Annotated in this window: 17 protein-coding genes; 15 read left to right on the top strand and 2 right to left on the bottom strand. The window is 65.6% G+C overall.

The features are described 5' to 3' along the window. The first annotated feature begins 134 nt into the window (after positions 1–134). From AC3WLE_RS26300 to AC3WLE_RS26280, 5 genes are all read left to right on the top strand, one after another. The gene (locus AC3WLE_RS26300) at positions 135–1,133 is read left to right on the top strand and encodes a YVTN family beta-propeller repeat protein (RefSeq protein ID WP_492319897.1); all 999 of its coding nucleotides are present in this window, start codon (positions 135–137) and stop codon (positions 1,131–1,133) included. Between the two features lie 18 nt (positions 1,134–1,151). Beyond that, positions 1,152–2,012 carry a polysaccharide deacetylase family protein gene (locus tag AC3WLE_RS26295; RefSeq protein WP_492356943.1) on the top strand — a complete coding sequence of 287 codons (861 nt, stop codon included), beginning with the start codon at positions 1,152–1,154 and terminating at the stop codon, positions 2,010–2,012. Then, positions 2,012–2,986 (top strand): sterol desaturase family protein, encoded by a 975-nt coding sequence (locus AC3WLE_RS26290; RefSeq protein ID WP_011615615.1) that lies wholly within the window; start codon positions 2,012–2,014, stop codon positions 2,984–2,986. Before AC3WLE_RS26295 ends, AC3WLE_RS26290 begins: the two co-directional genes overlap by 1 nt. A 153-nt stretch (positions 2,987–3,139) precedes the next feature. Beyond that, a complete protein-coding gene (locus AC3WLE_RS26285; protein WP_492356944.1) occupies positions 3,140–4,039 on the top strand; it encodes an EI24 domain-containing protein in 900 nt (299 codons plus the stop codon). 12 nt (positions 4,040–4,051) lie between these two features. Next, positions 4,052–4,876 carry a competence/damage-inducible protein A gene (locus AC3WLE_RS26280; protein WP_492319900.1) on the top strand — a complete coding sequence of 275 codons (825 nt, stop codon included), beginning with the start codon at positions 4,052–4,054 and terminating at the stop codon, positions 4,874–4,876. Positions 4,877–4,947: 71 nt separating this feature from the next. On the opposite strand, the gene AC3WLE_RS26275 is transcribed toward AC3WLE_RS26280, so the two are convergent. Beyond that, positions 4,948–5,412 carry a rhodanese-like domain-containing protein gene (locus AC3WLE_RS26275; RefSeq protein ID WP_010809453.1) on the bottom strand — a complete coding sequence of 155 codons (465 nt, stop codon included), beginning with the start codon at positions 5,410–5,412 and terminating at the stop codon, positions 4,948–4,950. A gap of 452 nt (positions 5,413–5,864) precedes the next feature. On the opposite strand from AC3WLE_RS26275, the gene AC3WLE_RS26270 reads away from it, so the two are divergent. The 4 genes from AC3WLE_RS26270 (at position 5,865) to ntrC (ending at position 10,816) form a co-directional block, all read left to right on the top strand. After that, positions 5,865–7,280, top strand: coding sequence for a 3-hydroxylaminophenol mutase (locus AC3WLE_RS26270; protein WP_010809454.1), 1,416 nt, complete (start codon positions 5,865–5,867; stop codon positions 7,278–7,280). A gap of 142 nt (positions 7,281–7,422) precedes the next feature. Beyond that, positions 7,423–7,998, top strand: coding sequence for a DUF4124 domain-containing protein (locus AC3WLE_RS26265; RefSeq protein ID WP_492319991.1), 576 nt, complete (start codon positions 7,423–7,425; stop codon positions 7,996–7,998). Between the two features lie 4 nt (positions 7,999–8,002). Next, positions 8,003–9,181: a nitrogen regulation protein NR(II) gene (glnL, locus tag AC3WLE_RS26260; RefSeq protein WP_492319901.1), complete on the top strand. Its 1,179-nt coding sequence runs from the start codon at positions 8,003–8,005 to the stop codon at positions 9,179–9,181. Positions 9,182–9,268: 87 nt separating this feature from the next. Further along, positions 9,269–10,816, top strand: a complete 1,548-nt coding sequence (gene ntrC, locus AC3WLE_RS26255; RefSeq protein WP_492319902.1) for a nitrogen regulation protein NR(I) — start codon at positions 9,269–9,271, stop codon at positions 10,814–10,816. A 74-nt stretch (positions 10,817–10,890) separates the two neighbouring features. Here the strand turns inward: ntrC and AC3WLE_RS26250 are convergent, their stop codons facing one another. Next, positions 10,891–11,682 (bottom strand): HAD-IIB family hydrolase, encoded by a 792-nt coding sequence (locus AC3WLE_RS26250; RefSeq protein WP_492319903.1) that lies wholly within the window; start codon positions 11,680–11,682, stop codon positions 10,891–10,893. Positions 11,683–11,872: 190 nt separating this feature from the next. Here AC3WLE_RS26250 and ugpB point away from each other — a divergent pair, with 190 nt between their 5' ends. The 6 genes from ugpB (at position 11,873) to AC3WLE_RS26220 (ending at position 20,152) form a co-directional block, all read left to right on the top strand. Beyond that, positions 11,873–13,189 carry a sn-glycerol-3-phosphate ABC transporter substrate-binding protein UgpB gene (ugpB, locus tag AC3WLE_RS26245; RefSeq protein ID WP_492356945.1) on the top strand — a complete coding sequence of 439 codons (1,317 nt, stop codon included), beginning with the start codon at positions 11,873–11,875 and terminating at the stop codon, positions 13,187–13,189. Between the two features lie 151 nt (positions 13,190–13,340). Then, positions 13,341–14,222, top strand: a complete 882-nt coding sequence (ugpA, locus tag AC3WLE_RS26240; RefSeq protein ID WP_010809460.1) for a sn-glycerol-3-phosphate ABC transporter permease UgpA — start codon at positions 13,341–13,343, stop codon at positions 14,220–14,222. A 12-nt stretch (positions 14,223–14,234) separates the two neighbouring features. Further along, positions 14,235–15,083, top strand: coding sequence for a sn-glycerol-3-phosphate ABC transporter permease UgpE (ugpE, locus tag AC3WLE_RS26235; protein ID WP_492356946.1), 849 nt, complete (start codon positions 14,235–14,237; stop codon positions 15,081–15,083). A 37-nt stretch (positions 15,084–15,120) separates the two neighbouring features. Next, positions 15,121–16,221 carry a sn-glycerol-3-phosphate import ATP-binding protein UgpC gene (locus AC3WLE_RS26230; protein WP_010809462.1) on the top strand — a complete coding sequence of 367 codons (1,101 nt, stop codon included), beginning with the start codon at positions 15,121–15,123 and terminating at the stop codon, positions 16,219–16,221. A 1-nt stretch (position 16,222) separates the two neighbouring features. Further along, complete coding sequence (gene ugpQ, locus AC3WLE_RS26225) at positions 16,223–16,969, top strand: glycerophosphodiester phosphodiesterase (RefSeq protein WP_492356947.1); 747 nt, start codon at positions 16,223–16,225, stop codon at positions 16,967–16,969. A 330-nt stretch (positions 16,970–17,299) separates the two neighbouring features. Further along, positions 17,300–20,152 carry a 2-oxoglutarate dehydrogenase E1 component gene (locus tag AC3WLE_RS26220; protein ID WP_492319906.1) on the top strand — a complete coding sequence of 951 codons (2,853 nt, stop codon included), beginning with the start codon at positions 17,300–17,302 and terminating at the stop codon, positions 20,150–20,152. Position 20,153 lies beyond the last annotated feature (1 nt).

Genomic DNA, 20,153 nt, shown 5'->3' with positions numbered 1-20,153 from the left:
TGCCGGGGCGAACCGCAAATGGTCGCTCCGGCGCAACAATCTGCCAAAATCTTGATCGGGATCGGCCGCGGCGTCAGCGGATTTTCGTGCTCAACCGTTAGAATCGCCGGTTCAGTCTTCTTCTGGCGGGTCTTATGTTTGCGCTGCGGTTCGCATTGCGTCGTGTTGTAGCTGGTGGTTTCACGGTGGGCGCCCTGGCGCTGGGCCTGCTGGCCGCACCGGCATCGGCAGAAGTGGTGGTGATACTGAATTCAGGTGATGCAACCGTCACGCTGATCGACAAGGATACGCAGAAGGTGCTGGAGACCTTCCCGATCGGCAAGGAACCGCACCACCTGATCGCAACGCCGGACGACAAGTCGCTGATCGTTGCCAACGCGGTCGGCAACGACCTGGTGTTCCTGGACCCGGTCTCGGGCAAGGTCCAGCAGCGCGTGCCCAATGTCGACGACCCGTACCAGATCGGCTTCTCGCCGGACCAGAAGTGGTTTGTCGCCACCGGCAACCGGCTCGACCGTGTCGACCTCTACCGCTGGGACGGCAAGGCGCTGAAGCTGGCCAAGCAGTTCCCGCTGGCCAAGACCCCCAGCCATATCGCCTTTACCGCCGACAGCCGCATCGCCTTCATCACGCTGCAGGACTCCAATGAGGTGGCGGCTATCGACCTGGTCACGCAGAACGTGATGTGGCGCATGGAAACCGGCTCGGCGCCGGCGGGCATCTGGGTCACGCCGGACCAGAAATACCTGCTGGTCGGCATGACCGGGGCTGATTATGTGGCCGTGATCGACTGGCGCACGCGCACGGTGGTCAAGCAGATCCAGACCGGCAAGGGCGCGCACAACTTCCGCGCGGTCGGCGACAAGCGCCACCTGTTCCTCAGCAACCGGGTCACGAGCAGCATCAGCATCATCGACCAGCAGACGCTGACCAAGGTCGGCGACATCACCGGCCTGCCGCCGGGCCCGGACGACATGGAGCTGACCGCCGACGGCAAGACGCTGTGGGTCACCTTCCGCTGGGCGCGCTCGGTCGGCCTGGTCGACGTGGCCAGCCGCAAGCTGGTCAAGACCGTGCGCGTCGGGCGCTCGCCGCACGGCATCTATTTCCGCACGCGCGCGCCGCTGTATTGACCGGGCAGGGCAGGGACCATGGATGACACCAGGGCATCGCGATCCGGACGGCTGGGCAGGCTGCTGGCTGCGCTGGCGCTTGCCTGCGGCCTGCCATCTGCGCTGCAGGCGGCTGACGCGCCCAAGCCTGCCGCCAAGGCGTGCCCGGCCGGCACGCTTTACCTGACCTTCGACACAGGCAGCATGAGCCAGGCGCAGCTGATCGCCGATACGCTGCGCCGCCACCATATCCGCGCCACATTCTTCCTGGCCAATGAGCCGACCGTGCGCCAGGACAGTTCGCTGGACCCATCCTGGGCGCCGTACTGGAAGTCGCTGGTGGCCGACGGCCACGCCTTTGGCACGCATACCTTCGACCATGTCTACCTGCGCAGCGTGCGCGCCGGGCATGTGACCATGCGGCCGCAGTTCGGCGCGCAGGCGGGCAAGGACATGGCCATGGATGCGGCCGGATTCTGCCAGGAGCTGCGGCGCAGCGCCGACGCCTTCCACGACATGACCGGCGCCGCCATGGTGCCGCTGTGGCGCGCCCCGGGCGGGCGCACCGCGCCGCAGACGGTGCAATGGGCCGAGCAGTGCGGCTTCCGCCACGTCGGCTGGGCGCCGGCCGGGTTCCTGGGCGACGAGCTGTCGTCCGACCGCTATCCCAACGCGGCACTGCTGGAACGCGCGCTGGCCAACCTGCGCGACGGCGATATCACCATGGCGCACCTGGGCATCTGGTCGCGCAAGGATCCGTGGGCGCCCGGCGTGCTGGAGCCGCTGCTCGCCGGCCTTGAGCGCAAGGGATTCTGTTTCGCGACGCTGCGCGAGCACCCGGCCTACCGCGACTGGATCGCCAGGCCGCAGCCAGTCGGGCAAAAGGAGGGCAGGCGCTGATGTGGGAGACGCTGAACGGCTGGATCGGCCAGGTCGAGGGCACGCTGTTCCAGGACGTGGTGCTGCCCGTGGTCTACGACCTCGGGTTTGGCCGCTATGCCGAGGAAGCCTTCACCGGCACCGAGTGGCTGCTGGTGGGCCTGGTGCAGATCGTGGTGATGGCATTGATCCTGGGGCCGCTGGAGAAATGGCGCCCGGTCGAGCCGGTATCCGACCGCGCCGGCATCCGCACCGATATCTTCTACACGGTGATCCACCGGCTCGGGCTGTTCCGGCTGGCCATGTTCTTCCTGCTCGCGCCGCTGACCGACGCCCTGGAAGGCGACCTGCGGCTGATGGGCTGGCACCGCATCAATGTGGAAGACTGGTGGCCGGGCGTGACCTCGGTGCCGCTGGTCAGCTTCTTTGTCTACCTGCTGCTGTTCGACTTCCTCGACTACTGGTACCACCGGCTGTCGCATTCGTTCCGCTGGTGGTGGCATCTGCATGCGGTGCACCACAGCCAGCGCCAGATGACGCTGTGGAGCGACAACCGCAACCACCTGCTGGACGACATGCTGCGCGATCTGGTGTTCGCGCTGGTGGCGCTGGGCGTGGGCGTGGAGCCGTCGCAGTACGTGCTGCTGGTGGCGTTGTCGCAGTTGCTGCAGAGCCTGCAGCATGCCAACGTGCGGCTGCACTTCGGCGCCATCGGCGAGCGGCTGCTGATCTCGCCGCGCTTTCACCGCACCCACCACGCCGTGGGCATCGGCCATGAGGCCGACGGCGCACCGGCCAAGCTGGGCGGCTGCAACTACGGCGTGATCTTCCCGTGGTGGGACATGCTGCTCGGCACCGCGGTCTTCACCGAGACCTACCATCCGACCGGCATCCGCGACCAGCTGCCGCCGCCGCTGGGCAAGGGCCACGACTACGGCGCGGGCTTCCTGGCGCACCAGTGGTACGGCATCAAGCGGCTGCTGCGGCTGCGCTGAAACGGCGGGTCTGGAGGCAGTCCTCCACCCGCGGCGCAACACGGCGCGCCGCGGCGGCAAGCGGCGTATGCTAGTGTTCCGGGTTGCCGCCGGTCCGGCCCAGTCGGACTTCTGCCGCGCCCGGCGCCTTTCCTCCTGTTTGCCTTCGACTGCATGAACGATATCTTCCGCTCGTTTGGCCGCGCGCTGGTCAGCCAGCTGCATCCCCGCATGCTGATGCTGACCGTGCTGCCTTTCGTCCTGGCCACGCTGCTGTGGGGCGGTCTGCTCTGGTGGGGCTGGGACCCCATCATGGGCGCCACGCGCAGCTTCCTGGAAACCTCCATCCTGACCAGCTGGATCTACAGTGCGCTCGACTGGTTCGGCCTGCAATCGATGCGCACCATCGTGGCGCCGCTGTTCGTGGCGGCGCTGGCGATCCCGCTGGTGATTGCCTCGATGCTGATGTTTATCGGCGTGTTCTCGGTGCCGGCGGTGGTGCGCCACCTGGAGCGCAGCTACCCGGACCTGGCCAAGGCCCATGGCGGCAGCATCCTGGGCAGCGTGCTCCAGTCGCTGGGCAGCACGCTGGTGTTCCTGGTGCTGGTGCTGGTGACGCTGCCGCTATGGCTGATCCCGCCGTTCTTTGCGCTGATCCCGCCGGTGCTGTGGGGCTGGCTGACCTACCGCGTGATGACGTATGACGCGCTCGCCGACCACGCCAGCGCCGAAGAGCGCAAGACGCTGGTGCGCCGCCACCGCACGCCGCTGCTGGTGATCGGGGTGGCGGTGGGGCTGCTGGGCTCGGCGCCGACGCTGCTGTGGGTGTCGTCGGCGGCGGTGATCTTCCTGTTTCCGTTCGTGCTGGCCGGCACGCTGTGGCTGTATGTGCTGATCTTTATTTTCTCGGCGCTGTGGTTCGGCCACTTCTGCCTGCGCGCTCTGGCGCAGTTGCGGTCCGAGCGCGCGGCGGTGCCGGCCCAGCCGCCGGTGCCTCAGCCGGACCAGCCGGCGCTTGACGGCGACGTCATCGACCTGGCGCCGAGCGACGTGCGCCGCATCGAAAACTCCTGAAGCGAGGGCAATATGGGTTTTGGCCTGATCGTCATTGGCGACGAGATCCTGTCGGGGCGGCGTGAAGACAAGCATCTGCGCCGCACCATCGAACTGCTGGGCGCGCGCGGCCTGGCGCTGGACTGGGCCGAATACGTCGGCGATGACCGCGCCCGCATCACCGCCACGCTGCGGCGCACGCTGGCCGGCCCGGACGTGGTGTTCTGCACCGGCGGCATCGGCGCCACGCCGGACGATCACACCCGCCAGTGCGCGGCCGCCGCGCTGGGCGTGCCGCTGGTGCTGCATCCCGACGCGCGCGAGCTGATTGCGCTGCGTATTGCCGAGACCGCCGGCGGCGACCCGGTCAAAGCCGACCTGAACCAGCCGGAAAACCAGCACCGCTTCAAAATGGGTGAGTTCCCCGAGGGCGCGCGCATCATCCCCAACAGCTACAACCGCATCCCGGGCTTTTCGGTCGGTCACCACCACTTCATGCCGGGTTTCCCGGTGATGGCATGGCCGATGATGGAATGGGTGCTGGACCACGACTATGCGCACCTGTTCCACCAGGTGCAGCAGCAGGAGCGGGCCTTCTACGTGTTCGAGGCGCCAGAGTCCACGCTGACGCCGCTGATGGAGACGGTCGAAGCGGCGCATCCGGGCATCCGTGTGTTCAGCCTGCCGTCGGTCGGCGACGTGCAGCGCGGCGACCGCTTCGCGCGCCGCCATATCGACCTGGGGGTCAAGGGCCCGGCCGACCTGCTGGCGCCGGCCTATGCGATGCTGCTCGCAGGCGTGCAGGCGATGGGGTTCGAGACCGTGGAGCAGCCGCCGCGCGAAGCGGCGCAGGCTTAAGGCGGCACGGGTCGCAAAAAGAAGAAGGGGCAGCCTTGGCTGCCCCTTCTCTCATCCTGGCCCGACCGCGATCAGGCGCCGTGCCACGGCAGTCCGCGCACGCACCAGCCTTCAACAGTCTTGCGGTGGTGGTGGTCGTCGCGGTTGCCCTCGAAGCCTTCCAGCACATCCATGGCGAAGTGGTAGCCGGCTTCGGTGGCCACGCGCGCGGCGTGCTTGGAGCGCGCCGCGCTGCGGCACAGGAACAGCACCGGCACGTCGGCCGGCACGCGTGCCCTCAGCTCTTCGACGAAGCGGGCATTCTGCGCACCGCCCGGATAGGACATCCATTCGACATGGGCGAACTGCGCGTCCGGCACGTCAACGCCGCCGACCCAGTCCAGCTCGGCCTGGGTGCGCACATCGACCAGCACGGCGGAAGGATCGTTCTGCAGCAGCGCAAAGGCTTCCTGCGGCGACAGCGCGCCGAAATACGGGAGCTGGTTCTGTTGTTGGCGCTGGCGGGCGGCCTGGAGGAGATCGTCTCGGGTGGTCATCTGCGTGACAAATTTGAGGAATGGAATTGGGGGCGGCAAAGCCGCAACACACTATTCTATAGCGCCGGGCCGATTCGAAACCTCATTGCCGGCTGCTGGGGCGTCTGATGACTATTTTTGGTGCAAATGCACTGCTTCAGTGCGGTACCTTGCTGGATGCACCATTGTGGTGTTTCATTAGGGGGCGCTACGTCGGAATGCGTGTAACCGGTGCGCCACTCGGCAGTGGAGCCGCTGCTTTCCTTACGCCGCCGCGGTGCGCGGTTCGCCGACGTTGCACATTTTTCGGGCTGCCGGTGGCGGTGGGGCGTTTGCATGGCACGCTTTCTGCTAACATTCCTCGTCCTTTCGTGGCTGGTCGGGACGGCGCGGCAGAGCATGCATCGGCGCCGGTGACGACAGGCCCAAGAATTGGCTTTCTCAGACTTCCGCCGAATATCCAGGAGATTGGCATGGCCCACAGCGTTGCAGACGTGATGAAGCTGGTGAAGGAAAACGACGTCAAGTTCGTCGATTTCCGTTTCACCGATACCAAAGGCAAGGAGCAACACGTGTCCGTGCCCGTGTCGCACTTCGATGAAGACAAGTTCGAAAGCGGCCACGCCTTCGACGGTTCGTCGATCGCCGGCTGGAAGGGTATCGAAGCTTCGGACATGCTGCTGATGCCGGATTCGAACACCGCCCACATCGACCCGTTCTACGAAGAACCGACGCTGGTGCTGTCCTGCGACGTGGTCGAGCCGTCGGACGGCAAGGGCTATGACCGCGACCCGCGTTCCATCGCCAAGCGCGCCGAAGCCTACCTGAAGAGCACCGGCCTGGGCGACACCGCCTTCTTTGGCCCGGAACCCGAGTTCTTCATCTTCGACGGCGTGACCTGGAACGTCGACATGCAAGGCTGCTTCGTGAAGATCCACTCCGAAGAAGCCCCGTGGTCGTCGGCCAAGGAATTCGAGCATGGCAACAGCGGCCACCGTCCGGGCAAGAAGGGCGGCTACTTCCCGGTCGCCCCGATCGACACCTTCCAGGACATGCGTTCGGAAATGTGCCTGATCCTGGAATCGCTGGGCATCCCCGTTGAAGTCCACCACCACGAAGTGGCTGGCCAGGGCCAGAACGAAATCGGCACCCGTTTCAGCACGCTGGTGCAGCGCGCCGACTGGACCCAGATGCAGAAGTACGTGATCCAGAACGTCGCCCACACCTACGGCAAGACCGCCACCTTCATGCCGAAGCCGATCGTCGGCGACAACGGTTCGGGCATGCACGTGCACCAGTCCGTGTGGAAGGACGGCCAGAACCTGTTCGCGGGCAACGGCTACGCCGGCCTGTCGGAATTCGCGCTGTACTACATCGGCGGCATCATCAAGCACGCCCGCGCCCTGAACGCCATCACCAACCCGGGCACGAACTCGTACAAGCGCCTGGTGCCGGGCTTCGAAGCTCCGGTGAAGCTGGCCTACTCGGCCCGCAACCGCTCGGCTTCGATCCGCATCCCGTACGTGGCCAACCCGAAGGGCCGCCGCATCGAGACCCGCTTCCCGGATCCGCTGATGAACCCGTACCTGGGCTTCTCGGCGCTGCTGATGGCCGGCCTGGACGGCGTGATGAACAAGATCCACCCGGGCGAAGCTGCCGACAAGAACCTGTACGACCTGCCGCCGGAAGAGGATGCAAAGATCCCGACCGTGTGCTCGAGCCTGGACCAGGCGCTGGAGTACCTGGACAACGACCGCGAGTTCCTGACCCGCGGCGGCGTGTTCTCGAACTCGATGATCGATGCCTACATCGAACTGAAGATGGAAGAAGTCACGCGTTTCCGCATGACCACGCACCCGGTCGAGTTCGAAATGTACTACTCGCTGTAAGCGGCCCTTGCCCGGGAATGACACAGGTTGTGACCGGGCAACAGTTGCACCAGAAAGGGGCGGCTTCGGCTGTCCCTTTTTGCTTTGCTCGCTAGAATGGGGAATCGTGTTCCCACCCCCGTTCAAACCTAACGCCATGTTCATGGACGCCTCTTCACGCACGGCCTGCCGGACCCTGACCTTGCCCCGCTCTCTGCACCAATTTCGTCTCGGATTCCCTGTTCTGGTGAGTGCCGTGGCGCTGACGCTGGGCGCATGGGCCGGGCAGTCTGCCGCGCAGTCCTCGGACGTCTATGTCTGCACCGGGCCCAATGGCGTGCCCGAGTATCGCAATGGCAACGCCGGCAAGGGCTGCAAGAAGCTGAAACTGCCGGAGGTGGTGACGGTTCCGGGCGGGCGCATCGCTGCGCCGGCCAAGGGCGCTGGCAGCACCGCCGGCGCGGCGGCTGGAGGCACCAGCTTCCCGCGCGTGGACAGCGCCACGCAAAAGAGCCGCGACGGCGAGCGCCGCGCGGTGCTCGCGCAGGAGCTGCAGGCCGAAGAGGCCAAGCTGCAGGCGCTGCGCGCCGAGTACAACAACGGCCAGCCGGAGCGCCAGGGCAATGAGCGCAACTATCAGAAATACCTCGACCGCACCGCAGCGCTGCGCGACGACATCGCCCGCAGCGAGGCCAATGCGGCGTCGCTGCGGCGCGAGCTTGGCAATTTGAAGGACTAGTCTTATGCGTCGCCTGATTCGCGGAGTGTCGCGCAAGGCCGGCGGTGCCGACGGCGCCCGTGGCGAATCGCCGGCGGCTGACGCGGCGCCGGCCGAAGGCAGCGCCCAGGTGCTGACCATGGGCGCCGTGGCGTTCCATGCAGGCCTGGACGTAGTGGCCAACCCGGTGCTGCTGGTGCAGCAGCCGGGGCTGCGCGTGGTCTTTGCGAACCCGGCGGCTGAAGCCACCTTCGGCGTGTCGCGCAAGGGCATGGTGGAGCTGACGCTGCCTGACCTGTTCGGGCGTTCCGATGAGCTGCACAGCATGATCGACACCGTGGTCACGCGGCAGTTCGACGTGCGCCGGCAGGACCTGATCCTGCACCCGCCGCTGCAGGAGCCGGCCCATGTGCACGTGGTGATCTCTGCGCTGGAAGCGGTGGGCGACACCGTGGTGGTGGAAATCCTGCCCAACGAACAGAAGGTGCGCAGCGAACGCGAAGAGCGCATCCTGGACCTGACCTCGGCCAACAAGGAACTGATCCGCAACCTGGCCCACGAGATCAAGAACCCGCTGGGCGGCATCCGCGGCGCGGCGCAGCTGCTGGAGTTCGAGCTGCCGGAGCGCTCGCTGCGCGAATACACGCAGGTCATCATCAAGGAATCGGACCGGCTGCAGACGCTGGTGGACCGGCTGCTGGAGCCGCACCGGCATCCGCATATCGTGTCCAGCCTGAATATCCATGAAGTGCTGGAGCGCGTGCGCTCGGTGGTGCTGGCGGAGTTTCCCAACGGGCTGGAGATCGTGCGCGACTACGACGCCAGCCTGCCCGAGCTGCAGGGCGACATGGAGCAACTGATCCAGGCCGTGCTCAACATCGTGCACAACGCCGCGCAGGCGCTGGCCGACCGCATGGCGCGCGGCGATGCGCAGATCGTGCTGCGCACGCGCGTGGCGCGCCAGGTCACGATTGCCAAGCGCTTGTTCAAGCTGGCATTGGACTTGCATGTCATCGACAACGGCCCGGGAATTCCCGAAGACATCCGCGAACGCATCTTCTATCCGCTGGTATCGGGCAGGGATGGCGGCAGCGGACTCGGTCTCACACTCGCTCAAACCTTCGTGCAGCAGCACGAGGGCTTGATCGAATGCGAGAGCAGGCCGGGCTGTACCGACTTCCGCATCCTGCTGCCGCTGCACTAGCTTTTGCCGGCGTCCGCGAGCGATGGTGCATCCGCCGTGGCCGGGCATGCGGAAGACCAAATGACACCGAGCAGACAAGCGACGCACATGAAGCCGATCTGGATAGTCGACGACGATCAATCAATCCGCTGGGTCCTGGAAAAGGCCCTGGCCCGTGAAAGCCTGCTCTCGCGCAGCTTCACCAATGTGCGGGATGCGCTGGCCGCGCTGGAAGAAGACCAGCCCCAGGTGCTGATATCGGATATCCGCATGCCCGGCGGATCGGGCCTGGACCTGCTGCAGGCCATCAAGGCCCGGCATCCGGGCCTGCCGGTCATCGTGATGACGGCCTACTCGGACCTGGACAGCGCCGTGGCCGCGTTCCAGGGCGGCGCCTTCGAATACCTGGCCAAGCCCTTCGATGTCGACAAGGCGGTCGAGCTGATCCGCCGCGCGCTCGAAGAAAGCCTGCGTGAGGAAGAGCTGGACGACCGCCTCGTCGATGCGCCCGAGATCCTCGGCCAGGCGCCGGCGATGCAGGACGTGTTCCGTGCCATCGGCCGGCTCTCGCAGTCCAACGTGACGGTGATGATCACCGGCGAGTCCGGCACCGGCAAGGAGCTGGTCGCACGCGCGCTGCACAAGCACAGCCCGCGCGCCAACGGGCCCTTTATCGCGCTCAATACCGCAGCCATCCCCAAGGACCTGCTCGAATCCGAACTGTTCGGCCATGAGCGCGGCGCCTTCACCGGTGCGCAGACCATGCGGCGCGGCCGCTTCGAGCAGGCCGAGGGCGGCACGCTGTTCCTCGACGAAATCGGCGACATGCCGTTCGACCTGCAGACGCGCCTGCTGCGCGTGCTGTCCGATGGCAACTTCTATCGTGTCGGCGGCCACAACCCCTTGCGCGCCAATGTGCGCGTGATTGCCGCCACCCACCAGAACCTGGAGCTGCGCGTCAAGGAAGGGCTGTTCCGCGAGGACTTGTTCCACCGCCTGAACGTGATCCGGCTGCGCCTGCCGCCGCTGCGCGAACGCCCGGAGGACATCACGCTGCTGGCGCGTCATTTCCTGCAGAAGAGCGCCAAGGAACTGGGCGTCGAGCCCAAGCGCATGTCCGACGAAGCGCTGGCCTATGTCAGCACGCTGCCGTTCCCCGGCAACGTGCGCCAGCTGGAGAACCTGTGCAACTGGCTGACCGTGATGGCGCCGGCCCAGACCATCGAGGTCAAGGACCTGCCACGCGAGATGCTGGAAGCCGGCACCAGCGAGCCGGTCAATGCGCCGCGGCCCGAGCGCGTTGCCGAAGCGCGTGCGCCCGAGTATGAAAGCGCGCCTGACCTGGCCGACTACGGCGGGTATGCGACGCCGGTGGCAGAGGCCGACACGGCCACCGCAGTCCGGCCCGCGTCCGTGGCGACGGTGGTCCCGGCCCTGGCCCCGGCCGGCTGGGAAAGCCTGCTCGCCGGCGAGGCACGGGCAATGCTCGAAGCCGGCCAGCCGGAGGTCATGGATGTGCTGACGCGCCGCTTCGAGAAGGCGGTGCTGGAGGCCGCGCTGGGTGTCACGCGCGGGCGCCGCGTCGAGGCGGCGACCCGGCTCGGGATCGGGCGCAATACCATCACGCGCAAGCTGCAGGAGCTTGGGTTCGACTGAGCCAGGGCAGGGCGGGTGACAAGAAAAACCGGCCGGGACTTTCCCGGCCGGTTTTTTTGTTATGCGTGGGGTATTCAGCCGTGCGCTTCGACCAGCCGCTGCGCCATCTCGGCAAAGCCCTCGCCACCGGCCGCTGCGGTGATATAGGCCGGCGGCACCGGCAGCTGCGGCAGGATGTCGCGCACATTGGCCACGCCAACCGACAGCGGAAAGTGGGCGAACATGCTGGCATCGTTGGCCGAATCGCCGATAAACAGCCATTCGTCGCGGCGCGCGTCCACGTCTTCGCCCAGCAGTTCGGCCACGCACAGCCTGCTCATCGACAGCTTGTCGTGCAGGCCGAACCAGCCGTTGACATGGATCGAGCTGACCGTGGCGGTCATGCCGGCCTCGCGCATGATGGCGGCGATGCGGGCCACGGCGTCTGCAGGCAACGGCGCGACGTCCTCGGCATGGTCGATGGCCAGGTCGGCGGCATGCCAGGCCTGGTCCGAGGCCAGCGCGCAGCCCGGCACTTCGCGCACGATGTGCTGGCCCAGCGCTTCGATGCGCGCCAGGTTGCGCGCGCGCGTGGCGGCATCGTCCAGGAAGCGGGTCTGCAGGCGGCCGTTGTGCAGGTGCGAGTAGAACGCACCGTTCTCGCCGATGATGGCGTCGACCGGCCACAGCCGGGTCAGGATCTCGGCCCAGGCGATGCAGCGCCCGGTGACCGGGATCACGTGCAGGCCCGCGCGGCGCAACCCGTCGAGCGCCAGGTAGGTCGAGGCCGGCAGCCGCCCGTCGGTGGTCAGGGTGCCGTCGATGTCGGTCAGCACGCCGCGCACGCGCTGCAGCACGGAATTAGAGAGCTTATTCAGGGATTGCATGGCGGGCCATTGTAACCGCGGATCTGGCGGCAATTTCCCTTATTGCACTGCAAAAGGCATCGTACTGGCCATACTGGTGAATCTGCTGATTTGCTAGCGCAGGTGCGACAGGCGTAACATGCCGCTGTCACAAAAAAATCACATACTGTCGGATTTTCGCCGGAACAGACAGACCAAAGGAGAGCCACCGATGTCCTTTTCCCGTACCGTGCTCAAACTCGCAGCGCTGGCAGCCCTGACCGGGGCCGGCAGCGCCCACGCCGCCGTTGAAATCCAGTGGTGGCACGCCATGCAGGGGGCCCTGAACGACAAGGTGAACGAGATCGCCAACAAGTTCAACGCCAGCCAGTCCGAATACAAGGTGGTGCCGGTCAACAAGGGCAACTACGACGAAACCATGGCCGCGGGCATTGCGGCCTTCCGCGCCGGCGGCTCGCCCGCCATCCTGCAGGTGTTTGAAGTGGGCACCGCCACCATGATGAGCGCCAAGGGCGCGATCAAGCCGGTGTCGGCGGTGATGAAGGACGCCGGCGAGAAGTTCGACCAGAAGGCCTATATCCCGGCGGTGGCGGGCTACTACACCTCGTCCAAGGGCGAGATGCTGTCGTTCCCGTTCAACAGCTCGACCACGGTGTTCTACTACAACAAGGACGCCTTCAAGAAGGCCGGCCTGGATCCGGAAAAACCGCCCAAGACCTGGCCCGAGGTGATGCAGTACTCGGCCAAGCTCAAGGCCTCGGGCACCAACTGCGCCTACACCACCGACTGGCAGGGCTGGGTCCACCTGGAGAGCTTCTCGGCCTGGCACAACACGCTGTATGCGACCAAGAACAACGGCTTCGGCGGCACCGACACGCGCCTGGTCTTCAACAGCCCGCTGCACGTCAAGCACATCACCAACCTGCAGGACATGGTGAAGAAGGGCTATTTCAGCTACGGCGGGCGCAAGGCCGAGTCGCAGGCCAAGTTCTACAACGGCGAGTGCGCGATGTTCACCGGCTCGTCGGCATCGCTGGCCAATATCCGCAAGAACGCCAAGTTCGCGTTCGCGGTGGCACAGCTGCCGTACTACCCGGAGGTGCAGGGCGCCCCGCAGAACACCATCATCGGCGGCGCTTCGCTGTGGGTGATGGGCGGCAAGAAGCCCGACGAGTACAAGGGCGTGGCCAAGTTCTTCAATTTCCTGTCGCGCCCCGAGATCCAGTCTGACTGGCACCAGGCCACCGGCTACCTGCCGGTGACGATGGCCGCCTACGAGATGACGAAGAAATCGGGCTACTACGACAAGAACCCGGGTGCCGATGTGTCGGTGCAGCAGATGGTGGTCAAGACCACCGACAAGTCGCGCGGCGTGCGCCTGGGCAACATGGTGCAGATCCGCACCGTGGTGGACGAGGAACTGGAAGCCGTCTGGGCCGGCAAGAAGGAGCCCAAGGCGGCGCTGGACTCGGCCGTGGCCCGCGGCAATGATCTGCTGGAGCGCTTCCAGAAGACTGCCCGCGAGTAAGCCGGCATAGCCAGCAAGCTGATGTGACAAGCGGGCGGTGGCGAAACCTCCGCCCGCTTGCATTGTGGACGGCCCCTTCGGACCGATCGGGACTGTCCGCATCCGTACCTAGTCCGATGCCGCGACCCGCGGCATTCGCCGGAATCCGTTCATGGAAAAACGCGTCGTTTTCCGTTCGCCGTGGCTGCCGTATCTGCTGGTCTTGCCGCAGATCGCGATCACGCTGATCTTCTTTTTCCTGCCCGCCGGGCAGGCGCTGTACCAGTCGATGCTGCAGCAGGATGCCTTCGGCATCAACCTGGAGTTTGTCGGCCTGGACAACTTCCGCATGCTGTGGAACGACCCGCTGTACGTGGAGTCGTTCCAGACCACCGCCATCTTTGCCGTGGGCGTGACCGTGGTGGGCCTGACTACCGCGCTGCTGCTGGCCTATTTTGCCGACCGCATCATCCGCGGCGCCGTCGGCTACAAGACGCTGCTGATCTGGCCGTATGCGGTGGCGCCGGCCGTGGCCGGCGTGCTGTGGATGTTCATGTTCAACCCGACGCTGGGCGTGGTGTCCTATGCGCTGCGCAAGCTCGGCGTGGAATGGAACTTCCTGCTCAATGGCGACCAGGCATTGCTGCTGGTGGTGCTGGCCGCCGCCTGGAAGCAGATCAGCTACAACTTCCTGTTCTTCCTGGCGGGTCTGCAGAGCATCCCGCGCTCGCTGATCGAGGCCGCCGCGATCGACGGCGCCGGCCCATGGCGCCGCTTCTGGTCGATCATGTTCCCGCTACTGTCGCCGACCACCTTCTTCCTGATGGTGATCAACGTGGTCTACGCGTTCTTCGATACCTTCGCGATCATCGACGCGGTCACCCACGGCGGCCCGTTCAATTCGACCAACACGCTGGTCTACAAGGTCTTCCATGATGGCTTCCGCGGCATGGACATCGGGGGCTCGGCCGCGCAGTCGGTGGTGCTGATGGTGATCGTGATCGCGCTGACCGTGGTGCAGTTCCGCTATGTTGAACGCAAGGTCCAGTACTGACGGAGACAGCACATGGTAGAACGTCGCCCCTTCCTTGATTTCCTGAGCCACGCGGTGCTGATCCTGGGCATCGTGATCGTGGTGTTCCCGGTGTACCTGACCTTCGTCGCGTCCACGCTGACCGCCGAAGAGGTGCTGGACGCGCCGATGACGCTGATCCCAGGCAGCCACCTGATCGAGAACTATCGCACCGTGCTGTTCCAGGGCGTGGGCGAGGCCGCATCGCCGGTCTCGACCATGATGAAGAACAGCCTGATCATGGCGCTGGGCATTGCGCTGGGCAAGATCGCGATCTCGATCATCTCGGCCTTTGCCATCGTCTATTTCAAGTTCCAGCTGCGCAAGACCTTCTTCTGGCTGATCTTCATCACGCTGATGCTGCCGGTCGAAGTGCGCATTCTGCCGACCTACAAGGTGGTGTCGGACCTCGGCATGCTCGACAGCTACTTTGGCCTGACGGTCCCGATCATCGCGTCGGCCACCGCCACCTTCCTGTTCCGCCAGTTCTTCCTGACCATTCCGGACGAGCTGGCCGAGGCCGCGCGCATCGACGGCGCCGGGCCGCTGCGATTCTTCTGGGACGTGGTGCTGCCGCTGTCGCGCACCAGCATCGCCGCGCTTTTCGTGATCCAGTTCATCTACGGCTGGAACCAGTACCTGTGGCCGCTGCTGATCACCACGCAGAAGTCGATGACGCCGGTGGTGGTGGGCGTGACGCAGATGATCTCGCGCTCGGGTGACGCGGCCACCGACTGGAACCTGGTGATGGCCACCGTGATGCTGGCGATGATCCCGCCGGCGGTGGTGGTGGTGCTGATGCAGAAGTGGTTCGTCAAGGGCCTGGTCGAAACGGAAAAATAAGGCGCGGTGGCCACGAGCCACGCGCAGGACAACAGCAATGGCAAAACTGTCGCTACGCAACGTTCAGAAAACCTACGCCGGCAGCGTCCAGGTGGTGCACGGCATCGACATGGAGATCGCCGACGGCGAATTCATCGTCATCGTCGGCCCCTCGGGCTGCGGCAAGTCCACGCTGCTGCGCATGGTGGCGGGGCTGGAAACCATTACCGGCGGAGAAATCCATATCGGCGACAAGGTCGTCAATAACCTGGAGCCGGCCGAGCGGGACATCGCCATGGTGTTCCAGAACTACGCGCTCTATCCGCATATGAGCGTGTACGACAACATGGCCTACGGCCTGAAGATCCGCGGCATGGCCAAGGCCGAGATCGCGCAGCGGGTGAACCATGCCGCCGGCATCCTGGAGCTGGCGCCGCTGCTGGACCGCAAGCCGCGCCAGTTGTCGGGCGGGCAGCGCCAGCGCGTGGCCATGGGCCGCGCCATCGTGCGCGAGCCGGCGGTGTTCCTGTTCGACGAGCCGCTGTCCAACCTGGACGCCAAGCTGCGCGTGCAGATGCGGCTGGAACTGAAGGAGCTGCACCGGCGCCTGGGTACCACCAGCCTGTACGTCACGCACGACCAGGTCGAGGCGATGACGCTGGCCGACCGCATGATGGTGCTCAACGCCGGACGCGTCGAGCAAATCGGCACGCCGCTGGAAGTCTATTCGCGTCCGGCCAGCACCTTCGTGGCCGGCTTTATCGGCTCGCCGCCGATGAACCTGATCCCGGTGGCGCGCAACGCCGGCGGCGACACGGGCGCGCAGATGCGCGTGGTGGCGAAGGAGGGCGAGGCTGCCAACGCCACGCTGGGGCACCTGCCGATGGGGCTGCACCTGCCGGAGCAGGCACTGCTGGGGCTGCGCCCGGAGCATATCGAGCCGTGCGCCGCGCATGAGGCCATCGCCGAAGTCGATGTGCGCGTGGTCGAGGCCCTCGGCGCGGATTCCTTCGCCTATGGCTCGCTCGGCGGACAGGCGGTGGTGGTGCGGCTGGACAGCCATGCGCACGTGCGCGCCGGCGACCGCCTGCCGGTGACGTCGTCGGCGGAGCACCTGCATTTCTTTGCGCCCGATACGGGCAAGCGCATCGAGGCCTGACATGACCAGCGTAACCGACACTGCCTGGCGGTACCCGAGCCATATCGCGCACCGCGGCGCCGGCAAGCTGGCGCCGGAGAACACGCTGGCAGCGCTTCGCCACGGCGCCGGCTTTGGCTACCGGATGTTCGAGTTCGACGTAAAGCTGTCGGCCGACGGCAAGCCGGTGCTGATGCACGACGCCACGCTGGACCGCACCACCAGCGGCCAGGGCAGGGTGGATGCGCTGACACTGGGCGAACTCGCGCAGCTGGACGCCGGCACGTGGCACAGCCCCGCCTTCGCCGGCGAGCCCGTGCCGACGCTGGCGGCCATCGCACGCTATACCCGGGCCAACGGCTTGATGGTCAATATCGAGATCAAGCCAGTGCCCGGCACCGAGGCGCGCACCGGTGCGGCGGTGGCGCTGGACGCGCAGTCGCTGTGGGCGGGTGCCGCGGTGCCGCCGCTGCTGTCATCGTTTTCTGAGGAGGCGCTGGCCGCCGCGGCGCGCGTCGCGCCAGACCTGCCGCGCGCGCTGCTGCTCGACCAGCTGCCCGCGGACTGGCTGGAGCGGCTGCGCCGGCTGGGCTGCGTGGCGCTGGATGCCAACCACCGCGAACTGGATGCCGGCGTGATCGCCGCCGCGCACGCGGCCGGTTTCCGGGTCCTCTGCTATACCGTGAACGATCCGGCGCGGGCGGCGCAGTTGCTGGCCTGGGGCCTGGACGGGCTGATCACAGACGCCGTCGACCAGATCGCGCCTTGATTCAAAATTGTTGTGCGGGTGTTGCTAATTCGCTGATTGCGAACCGAATTGTCGTGGGTGGGTGTTTCGTATCGCGAAAAGTCCACATTGATCAAAGGCAATTCATGCTATTCTTACCGCCGTGAAGACTTTAGGTCCTTCCCCGCACAACTTGCCCTTTCGGGCCTTGTGAGGAAGCCATCACACGCGGCACCCAAGCGGTGCCGTTTGTGTAGGCGCCTCAGTTGGGCTCCCAAGAGTTGTTTGCGATCCGCTAACCGGTCAAGCCGTGTCGCGGAAGGTTGAATAACCCGCTGAACTCCGGCATTCCCGGAGAATAGTGAGCGTCCCATGATGCAGCAGTATCAGAGCAACTCGTACCTCTTCGGCGGTAACGCCCCGTATGTCGAAGAACTGTACGAGGCCTACCTCCAGAACCCCGCCTCGGTTCCCGACAATTGGCGCGCGTATTTCGACGCCATGCAGAACGTTCCTGCGGTCGACGGCTCGAACGGCCGGGATATCCCCCACGCCCCCATCGTTGCCTCGTTCGCCGAGCGCGCCAAGCAAGGCCCCATCAAGACCATCGTTGCCTCGGCCGATTCCGACATGGGCCGCAAGCGCGTCGCTGCCACCCAGCTGATCGCCGCCTACCGCAACATCGGTTCGCACTGGGCCGACCTGGACCCGCTCAAGCGCCAGGAGCGTCCGCCCCTGCCGGACCTGGACCCGGCGTTCTACGGCTTCTCCGAAGCAGACCTCGACATCGTCTTCAATGCCAGCAATACCTACTTTGGCAAGGAGTCGATGAGCCTGCGCGAGCTGCTCAACAACCTGCGCGAAACCTACTGCGGCACCATCGGTTTCGAATTCATGTACGTGAGCGACCAGGCGCAGAAGCGCTGGTGGCAGGAGCGCCTGGAAACCACGCGTTCCAAGCCCGTGTTCACGCTGGAAAAGAAGAAGCACATCCTGGACCGCCTGACCGCGGCTGAAGGCCTGGAGCGCTTCCTCCACACCAAGTACGTCGGCCAGAAGCGCTTCTCGCTGGAAGGCGGCGAAAGCTTCATCGCCGCCATGGACGAGCTGATCCAGCACGCCGGCAGCAAGGGCGTGCAGGAAATCGTGATCGGCATGGCCCACCGCGGCCGTCTGAACGTGCTGGTCAACACGCTGGGCAAGATGCCGGCCGACCTGTTCGCCGAATTCGAAGGCAAGCACGTCGACGACCTGCCGGCCGGTGACGTCAAGTACCACAAGGGCTTCTCGAGCGATGTCTCGACCGAAGGCGGCCCGGTCCACCTGTCGCTGGCGTTCAACCCGTCGCACCTGGAAATCGTCAACCCGGTGGTCGAAGGCTCGGCCAAGGCCCGCCAGGAACGCCGCGGCGAAGTCGGCCACAAGGAAGTGCTGCCGGTGCAGGTGCACGGCGACGCGGCCTTTGCCGGCCAGGGCGTGGTGATGGAGACGCTGAACCTCGCGCAGACCCGCGGCTACGGCACGGGCGGCTCGATGCACATCGTCATCAACAACCAGATCGGCTTCACCACCTCCGACCCGCGCGACGCGCGTTCGACGCTGTACTGCACGGACGTGGTCAAGATGATCGAGGCCCCGGTGCTGCACGTGAACGGCGACGATCCCGAAGCCGTGGTGTACGCCATGCAGCTGGCCGTGGACTTCCGCATGGAGTTCAAGAAGGATGTCGTGGTCGACATCATCTGCTTCCGCAAGCTGGGCCACAACGAGCAGGACACCCCGGCGGTCACGCAGCCGCTGATGTACAAGAAGATCGCCCAGCACCCCGGCACGCGCAAGCTGTACGCCGACAAGCTGGCCGCGCAGAACCTGGTCCCGGCCGAGTTCGGCGACGAGAAGGTCAAGGAATACCGCGCTGCGATGGACGCCGGCAAGCACACCGCCGACCCCGTCCTGTCGAACTTCAAGAACAAGTTCGCCGTGGACTGGATGCCGTTCCTGAACCGCAAGTGGACCGACGCCGCCGACACCGCCGTGCCGGTGACCGAGCTCAAGCGCCTGGCCGAACGCATCACCACCACGCCTGAGACCCTGAAGCTGCACCCGCTGGTGGAGAAGGTCGTCAAGGACCGCGCCAACATGGGCCGCGGCGACCAGCCGCTGGACTGGGGCATGGGTGAGCACCTGGCCTTCGCCTCGCTGGTGTCGTCGGGCTACCCGGTACGTATCACCGGCCAGGACGCCGGCCGCGGCACCTTCACCCACCGCCACGCCGTGCTGCACGACCAGGCGCGCGAGCGCTGGGATGCCGGCAGCTACGTGCCGCTGCAGAACGTGTCGGAAAACCAGGCACCGTTCACGGTGATCGACTCGGTGCTGTCCGAAGAAGCCGTGCTCGGCTTCGAATACGGCTACTCGGCCGCCGAACCGAACGCGCTGGTGATCTGGGAAGCCCAGTTCGGCGACTTCGTCAACGGCGCCCAGGTGGTGATCGACCAGTTCATCTCGTCGGGTGAAGTGAAGTGGGGCCGTGCCTCCGGCCTGACGCTGATGCTGCCGCACGGCTACGAAGGCCAGGGCCCGGAACACAGCTCGGCCCGTATCGAGCGCTTCCTGCAGCTTTGCGCGGACCACAACATGCAGGTCTGCCAGCCGACCACGCCGGCCCAGATCTTCCACCTGCTGCGCCGCCAGATGATCCGTCTGTTCCGCAAGCCGCTGGTGATCATGACGCCGAAGTCGCTGCTGCGTAACAAGGACGCCGTGTCGCCGCTGTCGGACCTGGCCAAGGGCCACTTCGAGACGGTCATCCCTGACCACGAAGAGCTCAACGCCAGCAAGGTCAAGCGCGTCATCATGTGCTCGGGCAAGGTCTACTACGACCTGGTCAACACGCGCAAGGAGCGCGAGGCCAACGATACGGCGGTGATCCGCCTGGAACAGCTGTATCCGTTCCCGCACAAGGCCGTGGCAGCAGAACTCAAGAAGTATCCGAACGCCACCGAAATCGTGTGGTGCCAGGACGAGCCGCAGAACCAGGGTGCCTGGTTCTTCGTGCAGCACTACATCATGGAAAACATGACGGATGGCCAGAAGCTCGGTTATGCCGGTCGTCCCGCTTCGGCTTCGCCGGCAGTGGGCTACTACGCAAAGCACAACGAGCAACAGAAGGCGCTGCTGGATGCTGCCTTCGCCAAGCTCAAGGGCTTTGTTCTGACCAAGTAAT

Source organism: Cupriavidus sp. FW306-1B-F12B (assembly GCF_058781795.1).
Note: the sequence above shows the minus strand (reverse complement) of the source record. Positions and strands in the feature narration are given on the sequence as shown.

Excerpts from the sequence above, each read along its gene's own strand:
- AC3WLE_RS26300 (WP_492319897.1), top strand. The coding sequence starts at position 135 with ATGTTTGCGCTGCGGTTCGCATTGCGTCGTGTTGTAGCTGGTGGTTTC.
- AC3WLE_RS26295 (WP_492356943.1), top strand. The coding sequence starts at position 1,152 with ATGGATGACACCAGGGCATCGCGATCCGGACGGCTGGGCAGGCTGCTG.
- AC3WLE_RS26290 (WP_011615615.1), top strand. The coding sequence starts at position 2,012 with ATGTGGGAGACGCTGAACGGCTGGATCGGCCAGGTCGAGGGCACGCTG.
- AC3WLE_RS26285 (WP_492356944.1), top strand. The coding sequence starts at position 3,140 with ATGAACGATATCTTCCGCTCGTTTGGCCGCGCGCTGGTCAGCCAGCTG.
- AC3WLE_RS26280 (WP_492319900.1), top strand. The coding sequence starts at position 4,052 with ATGGGTTTTGGCCTGATCGTCATTGGCGACGAGATCCTGTCGGGGCGG.
- AC3WLE_RS26275 (WP_010809453.1), bottom strand. The coding sequence starts at position 5,412 with ATGACCACCCGAGACGATCTCCTCCAGGCCGCCCGCCAGCGCCAACAA.
- AC3WLE_RS26270 (WP_010809454.1), top strand. The coding sequence starts at position 5,865 with ATGGCCCACAGCGTTGCAGACGTGATGAAGCTGGTGAAGGAAAACGAC.
- AC3WLE_RS26265 (WP_492319991.1), top strand. The coding sequence starts at position 7,423 with ATGGACGCCTCTTCACGCACGGCCTGCCGGACCCTGACCTTGCCCCGC.
- glnL (WP_492319901.1), top strand. The coding sequence starts at position 8,003 with ATGCGTCGCCTGATTCGCGGAGTGTCGCGCAAGGCCGGCGGTGCCGAC.
- ntrC (WP_492319902.1), top strand. The coding sequence starts at position 9,269 with ATGAAGCCGATCTGGATAGTCGACGACGATCAATCAATCCGCTGGGTC.
- AC3WLE_RS26250 (WP_492319903.1), bottom strand. The coding sequence starts at position 11,682 with ATGCAATCCCTGAATAAGCTCTCTAATTCCGTGCTGCAGCGCGTGCGC.
- ugpB (WP_492356945.1), top strand. The coding sequence starts at position 11,873 with ATGTCCTTTTCCCGTACCGTGCTCAAACTCGCAGCGCTGGCAGCCCTG.
- ugpA (WP_010809460.1), top strand. The coding sequence starts at position 13,341 with ATGGAAAAACGCGTCGTTTTCCGTTCGCCGTGGCTGCCGTATCTGCTG.
- ugpE (WP_492356946.1), top strand. The coding sequence starts at position 14,235 with ATGGTAGAACGTCGCCCCTTCCTTGATTTCCTGAGCCACGCGGTGCTG.
- AC3WLE_RS26230 (WP_010809462.1), top strand. The coding sequence starts at position 15,121 with ATGGCAAAACTGTCGCTACGCAACGTTCAGAAAACCTACGCCGGCAGC.
- ugpQ (WP_492356947.1), top strand. The coding sequence starts at position 16,223 with ATGACCAGCGTAACCGACACTGCCTGGCGGTACCCGAGCCATATCGCG.
- AC3WLE_RS26220 (WP_492319906.1), top strand. The coding sequence starts at position 17,300 with ATGATGCAGCAGTATCAGAGCAACTCGTACCTCTTCGGCGGTAACGCC.